The organism is Prolixibacteraceae bacterium, assembly GCA_019720755.1.
GTDB lineage: Bacteria > Bacteroidota > Bacteroidia > Bacteroidales > Prolixibacteraceae > Halosquirtibacter > Halosquirtibacter laminarini.
On the sequence record CP081303.1, the window covers coordinates 1,526,622 to 1,547,864 of the forward strand.

Sequence of the window (21,243 nt, forward strand, 5' to 3'; positions counted from 1 at the left end):
ATAGAATTAAAAAATATTATAATTCACTCTCTGACTCTGGGAATCTCTCCATTACAAAGACTCCACAAGTACCTTGATCATCAATACTAGCCCCAACAATCTTACCTTCCTCTGTGAAAGTCCCTTCCCATTGGTCTAATTCATAATGTATTGGTTCTAGAGAATACAGGATGTTTGATTTAACACTTCGGAAACGAAATGAATCTCCATCGACTTCCCCTTCAATTTGATGTTCAACAACAAAAGAAGCATCTCCTTCGATCTGTTCCGTTACCTTGATCTTACCAACAACTTGATCGTCTTTCACTTTCAATAGTGCATAGCCAGTGTCGCTGCCCATTCCAAAGTCTTCATTAAATCTCCATTTTCCTGCGATTTTATGAAGTACAGATGTTTCTTGATTATGGTTCATATAAATTTATAAAAGAAAAATACAATCTATATTTTTATTCATTTTAAACTGCGTCAAAGGTACATTTTTTTCTCATTTTCAAAATATAAATCTTCTTTATTGTTTTCAAAATAGATGTTACCGAATTGTTAATAAACGGGACTTTTTTGTTTTGTATTGCTTGTGTATTTGGATCTGTGCTGTTAATTTGATATGTTTGAAGTGCAAGTCGAAGATCAACCCTGTTTAGATCTGTTGATTATGTAGAAGAGAGGAGAGACTAGGCTCAATGAATCTCTGACAACCTATTTTGATAATAAACGGTTTTAATTGCCAAAACAAGGTGCCAATACCTAGATCATAATGAATAAAAAAAAGAGTTTATGATCACGATGACAACGATAACACGAACGAGTATCTCCATGCTCTAGCCTTCAACCAGCTAGTTTTAGATAAAAAACACTACCACGTTGGTTCGAAGGCTCAGATGAATGCTTTACAAGCAAGTTATCTCATTTCCCAATCACATTATTTATTATTTTATGCCGAATATTGTTGTAAAATTCGGCGGATCCAATCTGAAGGACAAGTCAGACGTAACTCGTATTATCAAAGTAATAGAGAATTACGGTGAACGTCTTATTGTTGTGGTATCCGCATTTTATGGAGTAACAAACTACCTAGAAGAGTCGTTAGAGACTCTAAAACAAGGAGAAGATGTTTCAAGAACAGTCTACTCTTATCTACATGCCTTAAAAAGAGATGCTGTGGAGTATCATATTACCGATACCGCACTTTGCGAAGAGGCTTGGAATGAGATTGATACCTGTCTTGAAGAACTCTCAAATCTTTTAAAAGGGATCTATCTTACGGCAGATGCTTCCCCTGCTTTATGTGATTTTGTATTGTCGTATGGGGAGAGGCTTTCTGCAATCTTTCTGTCTTATGTCTTAAAGCAGCGTGAGTTAAAGTCTGTAGTCGCATATCCTGAAGACTTTGGTCTTATTACCGATGGTATTTTTGCCAATGCGTCGGTTGACTTCAAAAAGAGCAAGCATGCGCTGATGGAGTATTTCAAGGAGTCAAAAATATATGTCGTGCCTGGCTTCTATGGGATCAGTACCAAAGGAAAAGTCACCCTTCTTGGTAGAGGGGGTAGCGACTATTCTGCTGCAGCCATTGCCAAGTGTGTTGATGCCAAGTCATTGGATGTGTGGAAGGATGTAGAGGGATTTCTAACTTCAGACCCTAGAGAGGTATCTCAAGCAAAGAATATCAAGCATCTAAGTTATGTGGAGGCTGCTGAATTGGCCTATTTTGGAGCAAAAATCCTTCATCCACGTTGTGTCGAACCTCTGATTGAGCCTAATATATCGCTACGTCTATTCCATATTCATGGGGCTTCTGACGACTCTAATCCATTGACTATTATTGGTGGAGATGGATATGTCTGTGCTTCTGTGGTGAAGAGTATTACACATACAAGCGAGTTTGGTATCTTAAAACTAAAGGGTCCTGGTGTCGGAAGTAAACCAGGGATACTCTCTGTGGTGACTACTGCTTTTAGCAATGCAGGGATTAATATTAACTCTGTTTTGACCTCTCAGATCTCTATTAACTTTCTCCTACACAAGAATGACCTTCATCGTGCTAAAAGCCTGATTGATATCTCTACCATCCCGAGTGTAATGGAGATAGAGCATCATGAAGATGTGGCAACCATCGCCGCTATTGGAGAGGGGTTAATAGATAATTATGGTATAGCTGCACGTATCTTCTCCTCTTTGGCTGAAGAGAAGATTAATGTTCGTATGAGTTGTTCCTGTGCTTCGCCGGTTGTAAGCTACTTTATTGTATCAGAGACGGATAGGACTAGAGCAATTCAAGCAATGCATCGATCTCTATTTGAAAAAAAATTTTCACCAAAATAAAAAACCAAAATCAAATTTATCATGACAAAAAAGAACTTTGAGACGCTACAGGTTCATGCTGGGCGTCAAACAGATCCGACGACAAAAGCATGTGCTACCCCTATTTACCAAACAGCAGCATATGCTTTTGATAGTGATGAACATGCCGTGAATCTATTTGAACTGAAAGAGTTTGGAAATATCTATACTCGCATCATGAACCCGACTTCAGATGTCTTCGAACAGCGTATTGCTGCATTAGAAGGGGGAGTGGGAGCATTGGCAGTATCATCAGGCCATGCTGCCCAGTTTGTGGCCTTAACTAATATATTATCGGTTGGAGATAATTTTGTCTCTTCTCCTTACCTCTATGGAGGATCTTATAACCAATTTCATACCACTTTTAAGAAGATCGGTATCCAATGTCGTTTTGCCGACTCATTGGCTCCTGACGACTTTGAAAAGTTGATTGATGCAAATACCAAAGCAATCTATTTTGAAACCATTGGTAACCCTGGATTTAAGATTCCTGATTTCGAAAAGTTAGTTGCTGTGGCTAAGAAATACGACCTTCCTGTGATTGTGGATAATACTTTTGCAGGAGGGGGCTACCTTTGTCGTCCTATTGAATGGGGTGCTAATATTGTTGTTGAGTCTGCTACCAAATGGATTGGTGGCCACGGTACTTCAATAGGAGGAGTGATTGTCGATGGTGGTAACTACGATTGGGGTAATGGTAAATTTCCTGATTTTCAGGGAGACCCAGAGGATGACCATGCAATGAACTATGCCGAGGTATTTGGTAAAGATAGTGATTTCGGTAATATCGCATTTATTATTAAAGCAAGAGTCGAGGGGCTTCGTGATTATGGAACCTCTATCTCTCCTTTTAATAGCTTCCTTTTGGCTCAAGGATTAGAGACCTTGTCGTTGCGTATGGAACGTCATGTAGGAAACACTTTGGCTTTGGCTAAATGGTTGGAGAAACATCCTTCTGTGGAGCAGGTGAACTACCCAGGCCTAGAGAGCAGTCCAGATTATGAGTTAGCTCAAAAATATCTATCTCAAGGTGCTGGTGGGGTTCTTACGGTGGTTGTGAAAGGTGGAAAAGAGGCTGCCAAAAAAGTAGTTGAAAATGTAAAGTTGGCACAACACTTGGCCAATGTTGGGGATACCAAAACATTGATTATTCAACCTGCTACTACAACACATCATCAGATGGATGAAGAGGCACAATTAAAAGCAGGGGTACATCCTGCAATGCTTCGTATCTCTGTGGGTATCGAACATATTGATGATATTATTGCTGATTTCGAACAAGCATTGAAAGCATAACATATTTTTGGAGCCATTCATCTCGGTGGATGGTCTCCTCTTTTACTTAAATGAACTGAAAAACATGCCTTTAAAAGTCCCCAATGGTTTGCCTGCAATCACCCAGCTTAAAGAGGAGAATATCTTTGTTATGAAGGCCCAAAGAGCCGAAAGCCAAGATATTCGTACCATGCGTATTGCAGTCGTGAACCTAATGCCTGTAAAAGAGACTACTGAAACTGATCTGTTGCGCCTTCTTTCGAATACGCCACTTCAAGTAGAGATCGATTTTGTTCGTCTAGAAACACACCTTTCAAAGAATACCAGTAGCAACCATTTAGACAACTTTTATCGACCTTTTGGTGAGGTGAAGAATCAACGTTATGATGGATTGATTGTAACGGGGGCTCCTATTGAACACCTCCCTTATGAAGAGGTTGCTTATTGGGCTGAAATGCAAGAGATTCTGGATTGGTCTCAGACCAATGTTACCAGCAGTATGTTTATATGTTGGGCTTCTCAAGCTGCTTTATACCATTTTTATGGGTTACAGAAATATCCTCTCTCTAAGAAGTTATCTGGTGTTTATCCTCATACCTTATCATGTCCCACTCATCCAATTTTACGTGGTTTTGACGACCTTTTCTATATTCCTCACTCTCGCAACAGTGAAGTAAGAGTGGAGGATGTTGTTCGTTGTAAAGCATTGGAGTTACTATCCTCTTCTGAGGAGGCTGGGGCTTATATGGTGATGTCTAGGGATAGTAGGCAACTCTTTGTTACAGGACATGCTGAATATGCTAGAAATACGCTTAAACAGGAGTATGATAGAGATGTCGCGAAGGGATTGAATCCTACCGTTCCTAAGAACTATTTTCCTCTAGACGACCCCACTTTAAAACCTACTAAAATATGGGCTTCGCATGCCCATCTTCTATTTTCAAATTGGCTAAACTACCATGTCTACCAGTTGACTCCTTATGAGTGGAGTTAGGATAAACGTGTCCATTTTAAGAATCTCTTTGAGTGATTTCTAAAATATCCCTTTAGCTCCTTGCATCATGTTTAAGCGAGGAGCTCATGTTTTCCATCTAAATGGGGGCTGTTCCGCTGTTGTGGCGTCACTCAATTTCATCTTATTAATGGTGTTGTGGACATCTTTAAGCACCTATTTTAGTTGGTGAATCACTAACTAAGAACCTTAAGTTGGTCATATGTATCCCTATTTTGCCTTCCTAAATGAAATCTTCAAGTAAGATAACAGTATGTTTTTGCCTAGTTTCATAGTGGATTGATAGGTACTTTGTTCATGGTTTGTTCATGGTTTGTTCATGGTTTGTTCATCGATTCTCCATCGATTCGGTGGTTAAAGCATGAATAAACCATGAATTAAGTATGGACAAAAATACTAAGAATCCCCTTCTAAAGTGGAGTCAGTTACACATGTAAGCTCTGTCAGAAAAAGTGTGTAAGTGATTTGTAACAATTAACACGTAATGTTGTATACGATATGTATTGGACAAAGCCCTTCAACAAGCTCAAGGACCGCCTTTCGAAGCACAGGAACTACTTGTCGATAAATGATAACCACCAACATGATTTTATCAGAACGACGCAAATACGACGTGGTAGCTGCAAACCCATGTGTTTGCCCTCGTTGGGACCATATATAAATTTACTACAAAATACAACGACATAAAAAATGATAATAACATGTTGGACGCATCATGGCAAACACATGAGTTTGCAGCTACCATACAACATATTGCCACAATAAATCGGTACCAATATACCGAACATCAACCCATCGATGCGTCAACACCTGGGAGATAGGAAGCTCCTGCTCAATGTCATTAAGTTAAGTAATGTGTTGATTATCAATGGCTTGGCTTGTTATTATGATAAATATTTCGTATATTGTATTCATAATCAACAACATAGACATGGTAAAAAAAACACCTGAGTTCATATTGAAAAAGATAATGCAATATATATATTCGAATGAATTACAGAATCAATATAGAATGAACGACAAAGATTTTACAAGAAATAGAAAATTAAAATTCCCGAAAATACTTCTCTTTTTAATGAATAGAATTACCAAGACACTATCTATTGAAATTGATAATATCATTGGTGTATTTAACAAAGACAAAAAACTTAAAACAGATGATCATTTTACCAAGAGTGCATTTGTTCAAAGCAGAAAAAAGATTGATTACAAGGTGTTTGATGTTTTATCAAAGAAACTTACTGATGAATTTTATACTGATAATACTTATAAGAAATGGCATAAGTTTAGAGTCCTTGCAGTAGATGGATCGCTTCTAACTCTACCCAATACCAAAGAGTTAATGGAAGTCTTTGGATCTAATCAACCACATACAAAAGAACCTATTATTCAGGGAAGAGTTTCTTTATTATATGATGTATTAAATGGATTTGTTATTGATTCAACACTTCAGCCACTTTCTAGAACAGAACGAGATTTAGCGATTGATCATATAAAGCATGCAACTCCTGGTGATCTTATTTTATATGACAGAGGCTATCCTTCTTTTGATATGATGTATCAACATAAGAAAAGGGATATTGACTTTCTTTTTCGAGTTCAAACGAACTTTAATAAAGAAACAAAAGAGTTTTTGAATAGTACGGATAAAACAAAGTTGATTGAATTATCTCCAAGTATAACATGTTTAAAAGAAAAAGGTTACACTGGTGATGAAACTATCATTGTACGCATGAATAAAGTTGTGTTGCCAAATGGCACTGTTGAAATTCTTATAAGTTCTCTTCTTGATAAAGATGAGTATAGAAATAACATATTTAAAGACCTGTATTTCAAGAGATGGAATGTGGAGATTTATTATAATGAATTGAAGAATAAACTGAAGGTTGGAAACTTTTCAGGGAACTCAGAACAAGTGATATTACAAGATTTTTATTCCACTATTTTTGTTAGCAATATCCAAACCTTATTAATCGAAGAGATTAATGATGAATTAAAAGAACAGAAAGGGACTAAAAAATACAATTACAAAGTAAACAATAATGTATCCTATGGAATCTTGAAGAATAGAATCATTGAGATATTCTTTACAGAACAAGAAATGTCCAAAACGATATTTCAGATTAAAGAACTATTAAAAAAACACACAATTCCTATACGACCGAATAGAAAAAATGAGCGAGACACTAGAAAATTTGATAACAGAAAACGTCCAAAAACACTTACGAATCAAAGAGATGCAATATAATTAAAGCTTAACTTAATGACATTGAGCTCCTGCTTCCGTTTATTATGACAATATGATGGGTTCTATTGATATTGGAAGTATTGCACGAGGTCTCGTGCAATCACGAAGCAGGAGCTTCGAGGCTCCCAGGAGTTTACGCAACAAATTGTCCCCACAATAATCGATGCGACCATAAGTTCCCACAACCATAAATGTTGTACCCAACCGTAGAGACAACGGCACTGCCTTGTCTCATATCATGCAATACAACGACATAAAAAATGATAATAACATGGTTGACGCATCAAGGCAAACACATGGGTTTGCAGCTACCATACAACATATTGCCACCACATTAATCGAACATCAACCAATCAATGCATCAACACCTGGGAGATAAAAAACTCCTGCTTCCGTTTATTATGACAATAGGATGGGTTCTATTGATATTGGAAGTATTGCACGAGACCTTCGCGGCTCCCAGGAGTTGCAGCAACAAAATTACCACATCAATAGATGATGCAAGTCCCGTAGATAAAAGGTATTGCCTTGTATCATATGACACAATGCAACGATTACGAAGATGATAACAGTATGGTTGATCCACCTAAAACAATGCCTGATCCTTGGTTTGTAGTTATGATACAACAAAATAACTCGTAATAGGGCATAAAAAAAAGAGGTTGCCTAAAAGACAACCTCCTTAGAAGTGTTTTATAAAGAAGAAATAAAATTATTTCTGAACTTTCACTTTTTTGTATCCGTAAACAGCGCTTGCACCCAATTCAGCTTCGATACGAAGAAGTTGGTTGTACTTAGCCATACGGTCAGAACGGCTCAAAGAACCTGTTTTGATCTGTCCTGAGTTTGTTGCAACAGCGATATCAGCGATAGTTGCATCTTCTGTTTCACCAGAACGGTGAGAAGTTACAGAAGTGTAACCAGCACGGTGAGCCATTTCGATTGCATTCAAAGTCTCAGTCAAAGTACCAATTTGGTTTACTTTGATCAAGATAGAGTTTGCAGCGCTAAGCTCGATACCTTTTTGTAGATACTCTACGTTTGTTACGAAAAGATCGTCTCCTACCAACTGGATTTTGTCTCCTAGTTTAGCATTCAACAATACCCATCCGTCCCAATCTCCTTCGTCCATACCATCTTCGATAGAATCGATAGGGAAGTTTTCAACAAGACTAGCAAGGAAATCAACTTGCTCTTCACGAGAACGATGAGCACCTTCAGCACCTTCGAATTTAGCGTAGTTGTACTCTCCGTCTACGAAGAACTCAGAAGCAGCACAGTCAAGAGCGATAGAGATGTCACCACCTTCTTCAGCACGACCTGGCTTGTAACCAGCGTTCTTGATAGCCTCGATGATACAGTTCAATGCATCTTCAGTACCGTCAAGAGCAGGAGCGAATCCTCCTTCGTCACCAACAGCAGTAGACAAGTTTCTTGCATGAAGAACTTTTTTCAATGAATGGAATACCTCAGCACCCATACGAAGACCTTCACGGAAAGAAGGAGCCCCGATAGGACGAATCATGAACTCTTGGAATGCGATAGGAGCATCAGAGTGAGATCCACCATTGATGATGTTCATCATTGGAACAGGAAGAGTCTTCGCGTTTGTTCCACCAATGTAACGGTAAAGAGGCATCTCTAGGTAATCAGCAGCAGCTTTTGCTACAGCCAAAGAAACACCCAACATTGCGTTTGCACCAAGATTGCTCTTAGTTTTTGTTCCGTCGATAGCTAGAAGTTTCTCGTCTAAAGCAACTTGATTCAAAGCGCTCATTCCAACGATCTCTTTTGCGATTACGTTATTTACGTTATCTACTGCTTTCAAAACACCTTTTCCTAGGTAACGGTTCTTATCACCATCACGCAATTCAAGTGCTTCGTTCTCACCAGTAGATGCTCCTGAAGGAACACCAGCAAGACCTTTACATCCGCTCTCTAGAGTTACTTCTACTTCGATTGTTGGGTTACCACGAGAATCTAAGATTTCTCTTCCGACTACTTTTTCAATTAACATCTTTACTATGTTTATATGTTAAACAGTTATCAGTGCTTTCTTTTTATTAAAAAAAGAAGATCACTGAAGTTTAATATTTAAGACCTCAAGGGATTTAAACTTTCCCATAAGTGTTTTGAAGTTACTGCAAAAAATAAACCATGGTATGTTGTATAATAGTACGACAGTCATTGTTTGTTTTGTGCATTTTTTTCAAAACAGTACAAATATACATTTTAGTTTTTGTTTCCCTACTTCTGTTATCTCTTTTTTCGCCTATTACTGTAATATTTTTTAAACATAAGTATGTTAAATATGTGTTTTATAGCATTATTTCTTCTTTGTGTTATTTTTCGTTTTTGAATGGTGTTGCCTTGAATAACTCGGATATTGAGTTTTAATATTGTCTACGTATAAGAATCCCTATAATTGGGGATGTTTTCGTCTTTTATTTTATGCTTATTTTGTAAATATAAAATGAAATATCCTAAGATCTAGTGAATTGAGTTGAAAGGATAATAGGGCAATACAGATTATTAGAGTGCTGTATTGAAAAGATGTATTGGAGTGAAATGAACCAGAAGGGCTTCATTTGATTACAGTTTCGAACCTCTTGATAAAAACATAAAGATAAGAGGAGAATGGGAATAATATGTATGTTGAAATAGAAGAGCAAGGCCATGTAGTGGTTTGGTTCTTTCCATAAGGAGGAAGTGATATGAAAGAGTATATGGATCTAGATATGGATAAAATCTCTAAGATCTTAGAGATCAAAAGACAAATTTTTGATGGGGAGTTGACTAAAGAGGAGGCAAAAGCATTGGTGTCTCGTACTTTTGATGTGATTAAACCAGAAGAGTTCGCGTATACGGAACAGCAGATCTCCTTGAAAGGGATTTCCGATGAGTTGATGACCGATGAGATGGATGATATCATCGATGTGTTTCGCGATGTTTTAGACCCTACTCGAAGTAAGTTTCCATCGGGCCATCCTATTCGTTGTTATGAGTTGGAGATCGAAGCACTATATGCTTTAGCCGACGAGATGGAGAAGCATGCCTCTCGTAAGTTTGTGAAGAATCAATGGTTAGAGCTCTATGAAAAACTTTCTGAGATAAACACCCATTTCAGTAGAAAACAGAACCAACTATTCTCTATTTTAGAGCAAAAAGACTTTGATCGTCCCTCTAAAATTATGTGGACCTTTGACAATAATGTTCGGGATGCTATTAAAGAGGCATTTGGGCTGTTGCGTGCAGATAAAGATGTGCTCTTTTTAGAGAAGCAAGCCCATGTGATCGAATTGGTACGAGATATCTTGTCGAAAGAGGAGGATGTGCTTTTGCCTACTGCGGCAAGGCTTCTCACTGAAGAGGAGTTTGAGAAGATGAAAAGTGGAGATGATGAGATTGGCTACTGCTTGATTGATGCTCCAGTACGTGTTATTCAAACTGAAGATAAACCAGAAGTTTCGAGTGACCTTCTATCGGATCTGTTTGGAGTGTTGAAAAAGCATGAGATGTTGCCAAAACAGGTCTCTGGTTCTGAGGAGATGGATGTCAGTATGGGAAAACTTACATTGAATCAGATTAATCTGATATTCAAACATCTTCCGATAGACCTCTCTTATGTAGATGAGCATGATATTGTAAAGTTTTATAGCGATACCAAACACCGTGTATTTCCTCGTAGTGCAGGGGTTATTGGACGAGAAGTGCAAAACTGTCACCCTAGAGAGAGTGTGGAGACTGTAGAGCAGATTATTGCAGAATTTAGGGCTGGACGACAAGATGAGGCAGAGTTTTGGTTACAGATGGGAGATAAGTTCATCTATATTATCTACAACGCTGTAAGAGATGACCAGGGGAACTTTAGAGGCGTATTAGAGATGATGCAAGATGCAACCCATATTCGTAGCTTAGAGGGCTCACAAAAGCTTCTATCATGGAATAAGAACGAAGTGCAAGAGGATTCGAAGCCAAAAGAAAAAAATGATTCAGAAAGGAGTACAGATCGAATCATCACCAAAGAGATGATTATTGCACCACTTCTTAAAAAGTATCCATTCCTAAAGTCTTATTTGATCTCTTTAAGTGAAAAATATAAGAAGCTAGACAATCCTGTTGTCTTCAATACGATGGGCAATATTGCTACCATTGAGATGATTGCAGGTAGAGGTGGTTTCGAAACTGACAAGCTAATCGATTTACTGGAGAAGCGTGTGTTGGAAGAGAAGTAAAGGAGAGACTTCTATCACTTCATTATGAAGATGATTTGTTTGGTAAGAGGGAATAAAAGTCATCCTATATTTATATGTGATTCTCGGATATTAGGGTATCCACAGGAGATAACCCTACTATTGTGGTTTTTGATTATCATGTTTGGTGATCCATATAATAGATGGACGAACACATTGATTTGCCCATCTATTATTGTTTGAATTGAATCGATGGTTTATGTGCTTCGACAGGTGGTCCATGAGCCCTTCGACAAGCTCAGGAACCACTTGTCGAAGGGTTCATTAATCTATTATTCATATCAGTACACCTAAAAAATCCTGATTCTTTACAGTTCCGTATTACAACTCTTTACTAAGTTTTGTACCTCCACAAATCTTGAGCTCTGTGCTTTCCTTATCCATTCTCTTACAGTCTCTATATCGGATGAACTCATTCCCTCTATTATATAGTTGCCAATCTCAACTTCCTCCTTTTCTTTTGGATTTTTGGAAGTATCCTCTTCAACTAATTTCCATAAATATTGTGCCAACATCGTTAAATATTTCATTGCAAATGCCACATCATACTCCTTTTCCTTTAAAAGCTCATTGAAGTCAGAAGCATCCTTTGGCATATATTTTTTTAATATCCGTACTATCATAGGATTTCTCCCTTTCTGCTTTTTTCTTATATTATTCGAACTCCAAGTTCTAGCAACAAATCGCAATGCTTCCTCAAAAGTAACCGCGTCTGGATATAATATCTTCTCCATCAAAATACGAAACATCTCATTTAATCCTGAAACAGATAGCTCTCGATTTACTTTTCTATCGAGGCTATTTAATCCCAATCTAAAATCTTCAATATTTTCACTTGACAAATAAATGGCAAGTTTTTCCTCCGAATAATATGAGGGATTAATGGTCTCAATCTCTGAACGAACCTCTTGATAGAGTTTTGCATATGTTTCTTTCAAGTTTCCAGATTCAAAATACCTCTTCTCATGCTCCAAAAATGTGACCATCTCTATCAGTAATGGAAACATGGAGTTGTGATTCATAAATCTTATATCCTGTCCCAAAAAATCATGAACAAGTTCAAATTCGTCTTGAATCTTCTTTAAAATCTTCTTTTTCTGATCCTCGTTCCATCTTAACGGCAAAGATTTTTTTCCTTTTGGATAGGTCAACGAGGAAATTGGGATAAAATCTACATAAGAGAATCCATATCCTTTATCCTTCTTTGTTAATCCTGAATGAAAAAGCATTTTGTTATCTACAATACCATCTTTTATTTTATCCCGTGCTTCTTTACTGTCTGAAAATTCTAAGATAAGTGGCCATACACCTGTATTTTTAACCTCCGAAAATTGAATCTTCTTTATTTCTGATTTTGCCTTCTCTATTTGATTGGTAGATAAGAACGTATATAGATTTCCTATGACAAGTAGTCTTTGTTCTCCATCACTTTGTACAATTGGATCTAATTTTTTATCAATACTGTCCAATAGATCCTTATTCGTGAGCTCTAATTTTTCTCTTAATGGTTCAAGATCCACAGAATTCACCAAAGCATACAAAAGATTTATCACCCTTGTTCTATCCGACGAATCAAGATTTTTAACTAAAAAAAGAGCCAGCAAATGATCTATATAGCTTCCAATAACCCCTTCATCTTCTATATAATGCATTACAGAACGAACAAATGCTTTTTCCTGTCTACCGATTCGGCTTACAGCTCTTTCGTATAAGTTATGCTCTCCTTTCACCAGAATATTAGAAATAGGATCTTCATATACGTCTAGTGGAACCACCTCGATAAACTTAGAAACAAACATAAGTATGTTTTGGCGAATTAAATCAGGGGTGTTCTTATCTTGAATCGCTTGAAGGAGGTTCGTCATGATCCTTTTTCGCTCCTTTTCTCCAATATCAGCAAAACAGTAGTCTTGTGCCATACGTAATAGAAAGCCTTCATTTGGATTTTGTAATATATAAAAAAGAACAGGGAAAGGGTATGTTTCTATCACCTCTTTAAGTAATTGATAGACTTTTTGTTCGTTACTACCGAAGGAAGCCAATAGTCCAGATTCTATTAGTGTTAAAATATATTGCACTCCTAAACCAGCATGTGTGAAACCACTTCTAGAAGAAAAAATTGTTATTCGATCGCGATCATTCCCATAGGATCGAACTTTCGTATGGGTATGGCCAACTTGATCCAACTTCTTCATTAAATAGTTCGGGTTGTCATATATCGATTGTAGCCCCTCTGATTTTAGAGTTAAGATCTCGTCATTAATATTATCTCTTTCATTTTGATCTGCATTAAAAGGTAAGAAGAATCTGTATAACTCCAGGATATAGACTCTTTCTTGAATGTTTTCATGCGTACTATGTTCTAGTCTATTTTTTAAGAAGAGTCGTACCTCTGATTTGTTGAGATCAAAAAGTCCCCATAATGAGGCTTTCTTTAAAATATATGGTTCCGTTATTGTATCCCATTGATCTATTGTTCCCCATTGGTCTATTGTATCTTTTAATTTTGAGAAATCCAGACGAAAAGCATACTCTAACGCACGGTAATACTGATAGCGTTCTCCTTTCAATACGATCCCATTCATATTGAGAGTTTGTGAATCAGTTTTGTCTAGTTCAAGGGTCTTAAACGCCAGTTGTTCCTCTGTTTGGGTAAACTCATTATTCTCTAAAATAAAAGTTTGAAGTAGACTATCTCTATAAATCAAAAATCCTAATTTGACTTTGTTTTTAGTACTCGTATTTTGAAATAGACATAAGAAATCTTTATATGCCCTTCCATAATATATCTGAGGTGACATCATGATTCCATGCACTGCCATAAACATCCCTTGTAGGTATTTATCCTTCTCTTCTTGAGAACCTTGCAATTCCTTCCTCCTTTTATATCCTAGATCAGGGCTTGTTCATGAAATTTAAGCAGCGAAGACATCGTGTATTTTATCAGTATTGTGCACAAGTTCTTCTCTTAAAATATTTAAGTTGTTGTAACTATTTATTTCCATTAACTTACTGCATATAAATAACATAATAGAGGATATCGATTTTTGCAATCCATGATCTAAAGACTTTAATTTGTCTTCTCCAAAATTAACATCACGAATACGATTCATTATTTCTATTTTCCAATGACCTCTAATAGCTCCAGCAATTTCATCGATTTTCCCATTATAATTTGTGATATAATATCGTGTTTCTGTACTCCTTTTATCTCTCTTTACATTATAACTCTCTCTTGTCACTTTAATCATATTACATATGCCACTATTACACCATCTAGGATCTAACATTTCTGTATTTATTGGGTATATTTCGTACTTCCTAGAGTCTATTCTTCCATGTGACTTGTCTATTTCTGTCATCACATCATCTACTTTTATATGATTGGATGTATGTACTAAGTCATCCTTTAATTTCTGCTGATTGGACTTTATTTGAGTTAAATAGAATCGACTATTTTGGTGAATATTAGACAACAGATTTTCTGAATTATGCATTGCATCTAGTGTTACCTTTGCCTTCTCTGGCAACTCAAGAATATGATCATAAACAATGTTCTTTTCACTCTCTTTTGTTCCATCATAAAAGCCTAATAACTGCTGTATATTTGTGTTATGACCAATAGAATAAACAATACTTAACCCTCTCTTTTTATTGCTTTTAGAATCTATACTTCCTCGAAGTTCCTTCCCATCAATAGATATCCATTCTGTAGAAGAGTATACTTCATCACAAATTGTCAAAAAGGAATCATAATCAAATTCAGATAGGATTCTTGTTAACTGAACTCGACTTATACAACTGTCGATATCTTTATGCAAACAGATACATAGTTTCTCGTAATGACGAACCATATTGCGATGAATTTTATTCATACTTAGATGACCATAACTTGTCAGAATTGAGATAATAAAAAGAGTGATAACAAAAGCCAATTCGTGCTTAAGTCCTACATGACTCCTATTATCTACCAATTTGACTTGTAATTTCTCATAAAATCTTCTAATTTCGGCACTTGAAAGGTCGTTATCCATAATTTATATCTGTTTTTACAAATCCAAATATAATATGAATAGTCGACCTTTTCTCATTTAAATAATTCATGAACAAGCCCTGTATCCTAGATAGTGTCGGTAGGTGTTTTCAAGCGAAAAGTCAGACAACTTAGGTATTCTAAAAAGTCTTTTATAATCTTGTAATGAGATTTTTATTAAGAAACCTTTTTCATTGATTAATTTGTTTTGAGTTTCTTTCCAATCCCGTACATGGATCTTGCTTAAATCATAATTTGATTTCAAATAGAGAAATAAACATCTGAAAATTTCTGAAATATTATTTTTTTCTGAATTGTAACCTATTCTTTTTTGTACCTCTTCGTTTTGAATTGAAATCAATGCAATATTATGATTCTTAAATAAGATCCTCTTTTCTCTTGATATTTCATTACCAAGACTTAAGAAGTAGATTTTTGATGTTTCAGTGTTGTTTTTTTTCTTTGAATTATCTTTTACTATACTTCTGACCCATTTTAACCACTCTAAGAAATTTGGATCTTCGCCAGCAAAACCAATTAGACAAAATGATTCCTGAAGTAGGGATATTCTCATTAATTGGGTAAAGGCTTCATGTTTTTTAGGATAGGTCTCATAATCTTCTTTTGCAATTACGTAACATTTATGAATATCCTTATCAAGACAATATTCTGATTCTATATCGCTACGTATTGATCCATGCAACTTGACTATATTTTTATTCTTTTGTAATACAAGGTCACTTGCTTTTGTTACTAAATTAAATTTCTTCTCATTCTTCTCACTTCTTTTATCATCTAAAATATTTTTTTCCTTTTTTTCCTTCTTTTTCTTTTTTCCCTTTAAATAGGTGTCAATATTATCAAGTAATTTATCATATTCTTTTTTCCCTTTTTTCTTCTCTTCTTGCTCATTATTATTGTTGACCGTATCATTGGGATTTTTATCATTCAAATGGTAAAAACAGTATAGCGTTTTTACTATTAGATCATCAATGTTAAAGTTGTCTTCTTTGTTTATTTCGATTAATAGGTTATCTATTTTGTCTTTGGATTTACGAACGATGCTATCGATATCGTCAGAACAATCACCATTATTATCTTCTTTTTCTATTTTTTCTATAAGCTCGTCTATTTTATATTTACGAGTAGTGTTATTAGAATATTCGTTATATTTAAATGTTTTATCCGTTACAGAAAGACATTTTTCGTCCGTTATAGAAAAACTTTTTTCTAAAATATCTCTTAATTGTTCAGTGGTTTCAACTAAACTATCATCATCTGTTTTCTTCTTTTTAATTGATGTATTTTTATTATCAGGATTTTTATAGAGACCTAAGGATGCCTCAAGAAGATTATCATAGTTTGTTGTGTATATATTATTCCATGGTAGCGTTAATAGTTCTTTATGTAACGATAAATCATTGTTTAATTCTTTTTCTTTGCCATTTATATGATATGTGAGATTATCATCTTCATTCTGAAATACATAGGGGACTCTTTTCTCAATATAATCTGTTATGGCTTCACGATAGCCTTTCTTTAGGATATACAATGACCCTAACTCCAATAATCCGATCTTCTTTTGATAGTGTAAGGCACGCTCAATCATAAAATCTTTAGGTACATGCTTTATATCTTGAAAGAGATACTTATTTCGATTATAATCTTTTAGTATTTCGTCCTCGAACAGCTCATAAACCATATCATATAGCAGTTCATTCCAATTAAGGAATAATTTTGGATCGACGTTTTTACTAAATCCAGCGCCTACCAACAAAGACATATTGCTTTTGGCAAGTTCGCTTTTCAATGAATCTAACGATTGCAATTGAGGATCTATTTGAGTCTTGTTTTTATCTGTCATCACGGGTGTTGTTTTATTGTAAAGAGTAGAATAGATCGTGTTGATTCATATCCACACAATCTTATTTTACAATAAATGTATGAAATAGTTAAAATAAAACACCATAAATATGAGATCAGATTATATTACACAGCCTATTTAGAGTAAACTTGGAAGAATACCCTCTTATGAACGTTGAAAGATCCCCATATACTAATGGAGCAAATGTAAGTGGAAGGAGAACTGTGTGTGGTTTGTTCGGCTCCAGAACAGATGAGGGTATGTGCTCATGTGAGTTAGAGTGTTTAACTAATGTGTTCGCGCAAAGAGGGTCCTCGAACAACAAAACGCAAGTTTATTTCCCTGTATCTATGATAAAAAGTGTTCGAATCATTGAGGAAATTTCCTCTAGAAGTGAATTTGATGCTGGAATTTTGGTAAAATGATTGGGAGATAAATTACTGGAGAGAGATAATTGTTTGCCTCTATCTTTCTATATCTCGCCCCATATTCTATCTCTGGTTTATTCATGTAATCTCTTCCGAGTCGATGGTTCGCTTGGACTAAAATGTTTCAAGTTGGAGTGGTATTTTAGTTTCTATCTATTATATCTTGTGATGAATAGCTATCCTAATTGTGGGGTTGAAGAGATCTCTAATATCTTGATTGTTAGGTGTAGATTGCATTTGTTGATGATTTAAATAAGCCGAGATCTATTGGATTGTACCTCTCTGTTTGTAAAGAAGTCCCAGATATTGGTTTAAGTTATTCTAGGGTATTTTGTGAAGTCTACGTCATTTTGTTGTATCCTATCCATTGACACAATGTTTGCTGTTTAAAAAATCACTAATGTTAAAATATGTATCCATGGTTATGTGAAAATATGGATTAAAAAGTGAAATAGGCTCTCAATATATAAAGAATATTGTATGTTATTATCAATAAATGTTATAATATTAAACATAAATTATTGTTTCTATTTACTTATTAATAATGTCTATTTTGGGGTAAAATTGATTTGTATGTGGAGACGAAGACTATACGCATTTAAGTCAGTTGATAGCACACTAGATATTCAATTTAAAATTGCACGTTACTATTTACTAACTAAATCCATGAGCTTATGTGTAATCGTTTAAAAGTAGAAATTGATCAACGTGAAAGGTTGATCAGAAGGTTTTATTTAAAGTGGATTTTCGTATTCTTTAGTTTATTGGGAACTATTCCAGTCATAGGACAGACAGATCAAGGTCTAAAGACTATTAAAGGAGTTGTTCATGACAAAGAGAATTTGCCTATTGCTGGAGCTTCTATTGGAGTCAAAGGAACACAAACGGGTGCGATATCGAATGCTGAGGGAACTTTTGTTTTAAAAGTGAAAGAGGGTGCTGTACTTATGGTCTCCTTTATTGGGATGAAGCCAGTAGAAATTGTGGTGAACAACAAAGATTTTTATAAAGTTTCACTACAAAGTGCTTTTGAGTATGTTGATGAAGTGGTCGTTACTGCCCTGGGAATTAAAAGGCAAGAGAAATCATTAACTTATGCTACACAGAAGGTCGATGGTAAGAGTTTGGCCGCAATTCCAAGTAAGAATTTTATTACTTCCTTAGCTGGACGTACTTCTGGTCTGAATGTGACCACGTCAGGTTCTGGATTGGGGTCCTCTTCTAAAGTTATTTTAAGAGGTGTTACTTCGATTGTAGGTAACAACCAACCACTTTATGTGATTGATGGGGTACCGATGGCAAATCCAATATTTAGCCAAGTAGAGGGTGGCGATGGTTTTGGTGGTGGTGTTGATACAGGAGATGGAATCTCTTCTATTAATCCCGATGATATTGAGAGTGTAAATGTTTTGAAAGGAGCTTCTGCTGCGGCTCTTTATGGTAGTAAAGCTGGAAATGGAGTTATTTTGATAACTACCAAGTCTGGTAAAAATGGCGTGGAGACGATTAATTTTAGTTCGAGTGTTCAATTTGATAAGGTAAACCATTTAATGAAGTTTCAGAATTCCTACCTGCCAAAAGAGGGTGAGGAGTTCGGAGGAGCCAATTGGGGCGAAGCTTCTGATTTTACCGATACCCATGTGAAAGATTTTTTTGATACTGGTGTATCTTACACCAATAGAGTCTCTTTTAGTTCGGGTAGTGAAAAGAGAACTTCATATTTGTCTTATGCCAACTCAAATATGAAAGGTATTGTTCCTAGCAATACACTAAATAAACATAATTTGACGTTGAAGACCTCTTCTAAATATCTTAATGATAAGTTGAAGGTGGGGGCCCGTGTTAATCTATTAAAGCAAAAGTTAGAACAATCTCCTTCTTCTCCAGGTGAATATTATAATCCTATTTTTGGTTTATATAAATTTCCAAGAGGGGTCGACTTCAGCCAGTATAGAGATAAGTATGAATATTGGGATGAGGAGAGAAAAATTAATAATCAAAATTGGCCGTTTAAATCAAAATCAGATAACCCTTATTGGATCGTAAATAATATACATAAAGAGACCAATAAGAAGAGAGCAATTGTTAATTTGGATGCCTCTTTCGAATTGACTAAATGGGCTACATTAAAAGCTCGAGCGAATTTCGATAACACTGTAGAGGATCGCTCATTTAAGGCGCAGGCTGGAACGATGGAGACTCTAGCAAAACAAAATGGTAGATATTCTTCGAATAAAATTGATCATTTAGAATCTTATGGAGATGTGTTGTTATTGATAAATAAAACGTATGACCAATTTCAATTTGATATTACCTTAGGATCTAGTATCGAAGATATAAAACATGAGGTAATGGAAGTGAATGGTTATCCATCTCTTCCAAATGTGTTTTCTCCTTCCTCGTTAGAAAATGGTGGAAGTACAACAGAACGTAAAGAGCATTCACAGGTGCAGTCTGTTTTTGGTTCAGTAAATATTGGCTATAACGACATGATCTATTTGGATGCAACTTATCGTAAAGATTGGAGTTCTACGCTTCCTGTAGATAATTATGATTTTCAATATCCATCTTTGGGGGGTAGTTTTATCTTCTCTAAACTCTCTGACGAAAAACTCTTGGGTTTGATCGATTTTGGTAAGGTGAGAGCTTCGTGGACAAAAGTTGGTAACTCAGTACCTCTGTATGTTGCATCTCAAGGGAGACATACGGTGGATAGAAACGGAAATATCACGCTTAATGATGCAAAACCATTCTATCAATTGAAGCCAGAGATTACGACATCAAAAGAGATTGGTCTTGATTTGAGGGCACTTAATAATAGGATCTCTTTGGATGCATGTTATTATGTAGCCAATACGAAGAATCAATTCTTCAAGCAGGAGGCTGTCCTTGCATCGGGTTATTCGACCTACTATATTAATGCTGGAGATGTTGAGAATAAAGGAATTGAGCTAACATTGAATGTGGTTCCTGTTCGAAATGAAAATATGGAGTGGAACACTTCGTTGAATTTTACGAAAAATCAGAATAAGGTGATTAGTCTTCCTGAGAATTATCAAGAAAATGGCTTTAGATTTAGAGGATATCAAAGTTCTATCTATGCCAAGGAGGGGGAGCCAATCGGAAAACTATATTCCAAGGTTTTCAAAAAGAGAGATGGTAAATATCTTCTATCTCCTAAAGATAAGGATGATTTAAGTAAAGGATACTCTTTGGTGGTGAGTGGTGATGAGGAGTATATCGGTGATATCAACCCAAACTTTACAATGGGTTGGAGTAATACGATGAGATACAAGAACCTTAGTTTGTCATTCCTTATTAATGCAAGTGTTGGAGGCAAAGTGTTGTCTGTAACGCAACATCAACTGTCGAAAAGTGGATTGACAGAAGAGACTGCCGAGATGCGTCGTGATGGAGGTTTTGTGGTTGATGGATTAGTCTCTAGCGATGAGAAAAATTTCACATCGAAACAAGCAACTATTTCAGCTGAAGACTACTACGCTATAGCACCTGTTGGGGAGTTTCTTTATGATGCCACGAATGTCAAACTTCAGGAGGCTTCATTAACTTATAGCTTTGGATCACTATTTGGAAAGAATGCCCCTATTAAAGGGTTGGATGTCTCTTTGATAGGAAGAAATCTCTTCTTTTTCTATTTAGATGCACCATATGATCCAAGTATTGCAACCTCATCGAAGGGAAATTTTCAACTTAATACGGACCATTTTGGATTGCCAACAACAAGAAATGTGGGCTTTACAATTAATGTTAAATTCTAATCCGTCAATAT

At 35.9% G+C, this 21,243-nt stretch carries 11 protein-coding genes and 1 riboswitch; of the genes, 6 read left to right on the forward strand and 5 right to left on the reverse strand.

From position 1 onward, the window contains the following. Positions 1-16 precede the first annotated feature (16 nt). On the reverse strand, positions 17-412 hold the full coding sequence (locus tag K4L44_06245; GenBank protein ID QZE15429.1) for a hypothetical protein: 396 nt from the start codon (positions 410-412) through the stop codon (positions 17-19). Between the two features lie 235 nt (positions 413-647). After that, positions 648-758, forward strand: a riboswitch (SAM riboswitch). Between the two features lie 175 nt (positions 759-933). Here K4L44_06245 and K4L44_06250 point away from each other — a divergent pair. The 4 genes from K4L44_06250 to K4L44_06265 all read left to right on the forward strand — a co-directional run bounded on the left by K4L44_06250 (position 934) and on the right by K4L44_06265 (position 6,875). Further along, positions 934-2,322, forward strand: a complete 1,389-nt coding sequence (locus K4L44_06250) for an aspartate kinase (GenBank protein ID QZE15430.1) — start codon at positions 934-936, stop codon at positions 2,320-2,322. 21 nt (positions 2,323-2,343) lie between these two features. Beyond that, the gene (locus tag K4L44_06255) at positions 2,344-3,636 is read left to right on the forward strand and encodes an O-acetylhomoserine aminocarboxypropyltransferase/cysteine synthase (GenBank protein ID QZE15431.1); all 1,293 of its coding nucleotides are present in this window, start codon (positions 2,344-2,346) and stop codon (positions 3,634-3,636) included. 64 nt (positions 3,637-3,700) lie between these two features. Beyond that, positions 3,701-4,609 carry a homoserine O-succinyltransferase gene (gene metA / locus K4L44_06260; GenBank protein ID QZE15432.1) on the forward strand — a complete coding sequence of 303 codons (909 nt, stop codon included), beginning with the start codon at positions 3,701-3,703 and terminating at the stop codon, positions 4,607-4,609. Positions 4,610-5,597: 988 nt separating this feature from the next. Then, complete coding sequence (locus tag K4L44_06265) at positions 5,598-6,875, forward strand: IS4 family transposase (protein ID QZE15433.1); 1,278 nt, start codon at positions 5,598-5,600, stop codon at positions 6,873-6,875. A gap of 712 nt (positions 6,876-7,587) precedes the next feature. On the opposite strand, the gene eno is transcribed toward K4L44_06265, so the two are convergent. After that, positions 7,588-8,892 carry a phosphopyruvate hydratase gene (eno, locus tag K4L44_06270; GenBank protein ID QZE15434.1) on the reverse strand — a complete coding sequence of 435 codons (1,305 nt, stop codon included), beginning with the start codon at positions 8,890-8,892 and terminating at the stop codon, positions 7,588-7,590. Positions 8,893-9,589: 697 nt separating this feature from the next. Here eno and K4L44_06275 point away from each other — a divergent pair. Further along, positions 9,590-11,110 carry a PAS domain-containing protein gene (locus K4L44_06275; GenBank protein ID QZE15435.1) on the forward strand — a complete coding sequence of 507 codons (1,521 nt, stop codon included), beginning with the start codon at positions 9,590-9,592 and terminating at the stop codon, positions 11,108-11,110. Positions 11,111-11,436: 326 nt separating this feature from the next. On the opposite strand, the gene K4L44_06280 is transcribed toward K4L44_06275, so the two are convergent. The 3 genes from K4L44_06280 to K4L44_06290 all read right to left on the reverse strand — a co-directional run bounded on the left by K4L44_06280 (position 11,437) and on the right by K4L44_06290 (position 17,025). Further along, positions 11,437-13,998 carry a hypothetical protein gene (locus K4L44_06280; protein ID QZE15436.1) on the reverse strand — a complete coding sequence of 854 codons (2,562 nt, stop codon included), beginning with the start codon at positions 13,996-13,998 and terminating at the stop codon, positions 11,437-11,439. A 45-nt stretch (positions 13,999-14,043) separates the two neighbouring features. Further along, entirely contained in the window at positions 14,044-15,162 is a 1,119-nt protein-coding gene (locus K4L44_06285; protein ID QZE15437.1) for an ISAs1 family transposase, read from the reverse strand. A 66-nt stretch (positions 15,163-15,228) separates the two neighbouring features. Then, on the reverse strand, positions 15,229-17,025 hold the full coding sequence (locus tag K4L44_06290; protein ID QZE15438.1) for an SIR2 family protein: 1,797 nt from the start codon (positions 17,023-17,025) through the stop codon (positions 15,229-15,231). A gap of 1,102 nt (positions 17,026-18,127) precedes the next feature. Here K4L44_06290 and K4L44_06295 point away from each other — a divergent pair. After that, the gene (locus K4L44_06295) at positions 18,128-21,232 is read left to right on the forward strand and encodes a SusC/RagA family TonB-linked outer membrane protein (GenBank protein QZE15439.1); all 3,105 of its coding nucleotides are present in this window, start codon (positions 18,128-18,130) and stop codon (positions 21,230-21,232) included. Positions 21,233-21,243 lie beyond the last annotated feature (11 nt).

What these genes read in the sequence shown, in the direction of transcription:
- K4L44_06245 (QZE15429.1), bottom strand. Translation starts at nt 412, where the DNA reads ATGAACCATAATCAAGAAACATCTGTACTTCATAAAATCGCAGGAAAA.
- K4L44_06250 (QZE15430.1), top strand. Translation starts at nt 934, where the DNA reads ATGCCGAATATTGTTGTAAAATTCGGCGGATCCAATCTGAAGGACAAG.
- K4L44_06255 (QZE15431.1), top strand. Translation starts at nt 2,344, where the DNA reads ATGACAAAAAAGAACTTTGAGACGCTACAGGTTCATGCTGGGCGTCAA.
- metA (QZE15432.1), top strand. Translation starts at nt 3,701, where the DNA reads ATGCCTTTAAAAGTCCCCAATGGTTTGCCTGCAATCACCCAGCTTAAA.
- K4L44_06265 (QZE15433.1), top strand. Translation starts at nt 5,598, where the DNA reads ATGCAATATATATATTCGAATGAATTACAGAATCAATATAGAATGAAC.
- eno (QZE15434.1), bottom strand. Translation starts at nt 8,892, where the DNA reads ATGTTAATTGAAAAAGTAGTCGGAAGAGAAATCTTAGATTCTCGTGGT.
- K4L44_06275 (QZE15435.1), top strand. Translation starts at nt 9,590, where the DNA reads ATGAAAGAGTATATGGATCTAGATATGGATAAAATCTCTAAGATCTTA.
- K4L44_06285 (QZE15437.1), bottom strand. Translation starts at nt 15,162, where the DNA reads ATGGATAACGACCTTTCAAGTGCCGAAATTAGAAGATTTTATGAGAAA.
- K4L44_06290 (QZE15438.1), bottom strand. Translation starts at nt 17,025, where the DNA reads ATGACAGATAAAAACAAGACTCAAATAGATCCTCAATTGCAATCGTTA.
- K4L44_06295 (QZE15439.1), top strand. Translation starts at nt 18,128, where the DNA reads ATGTGTAATCGTTTAAAAGTAGAAATTGATCAACGTGAAAGGTTGATC.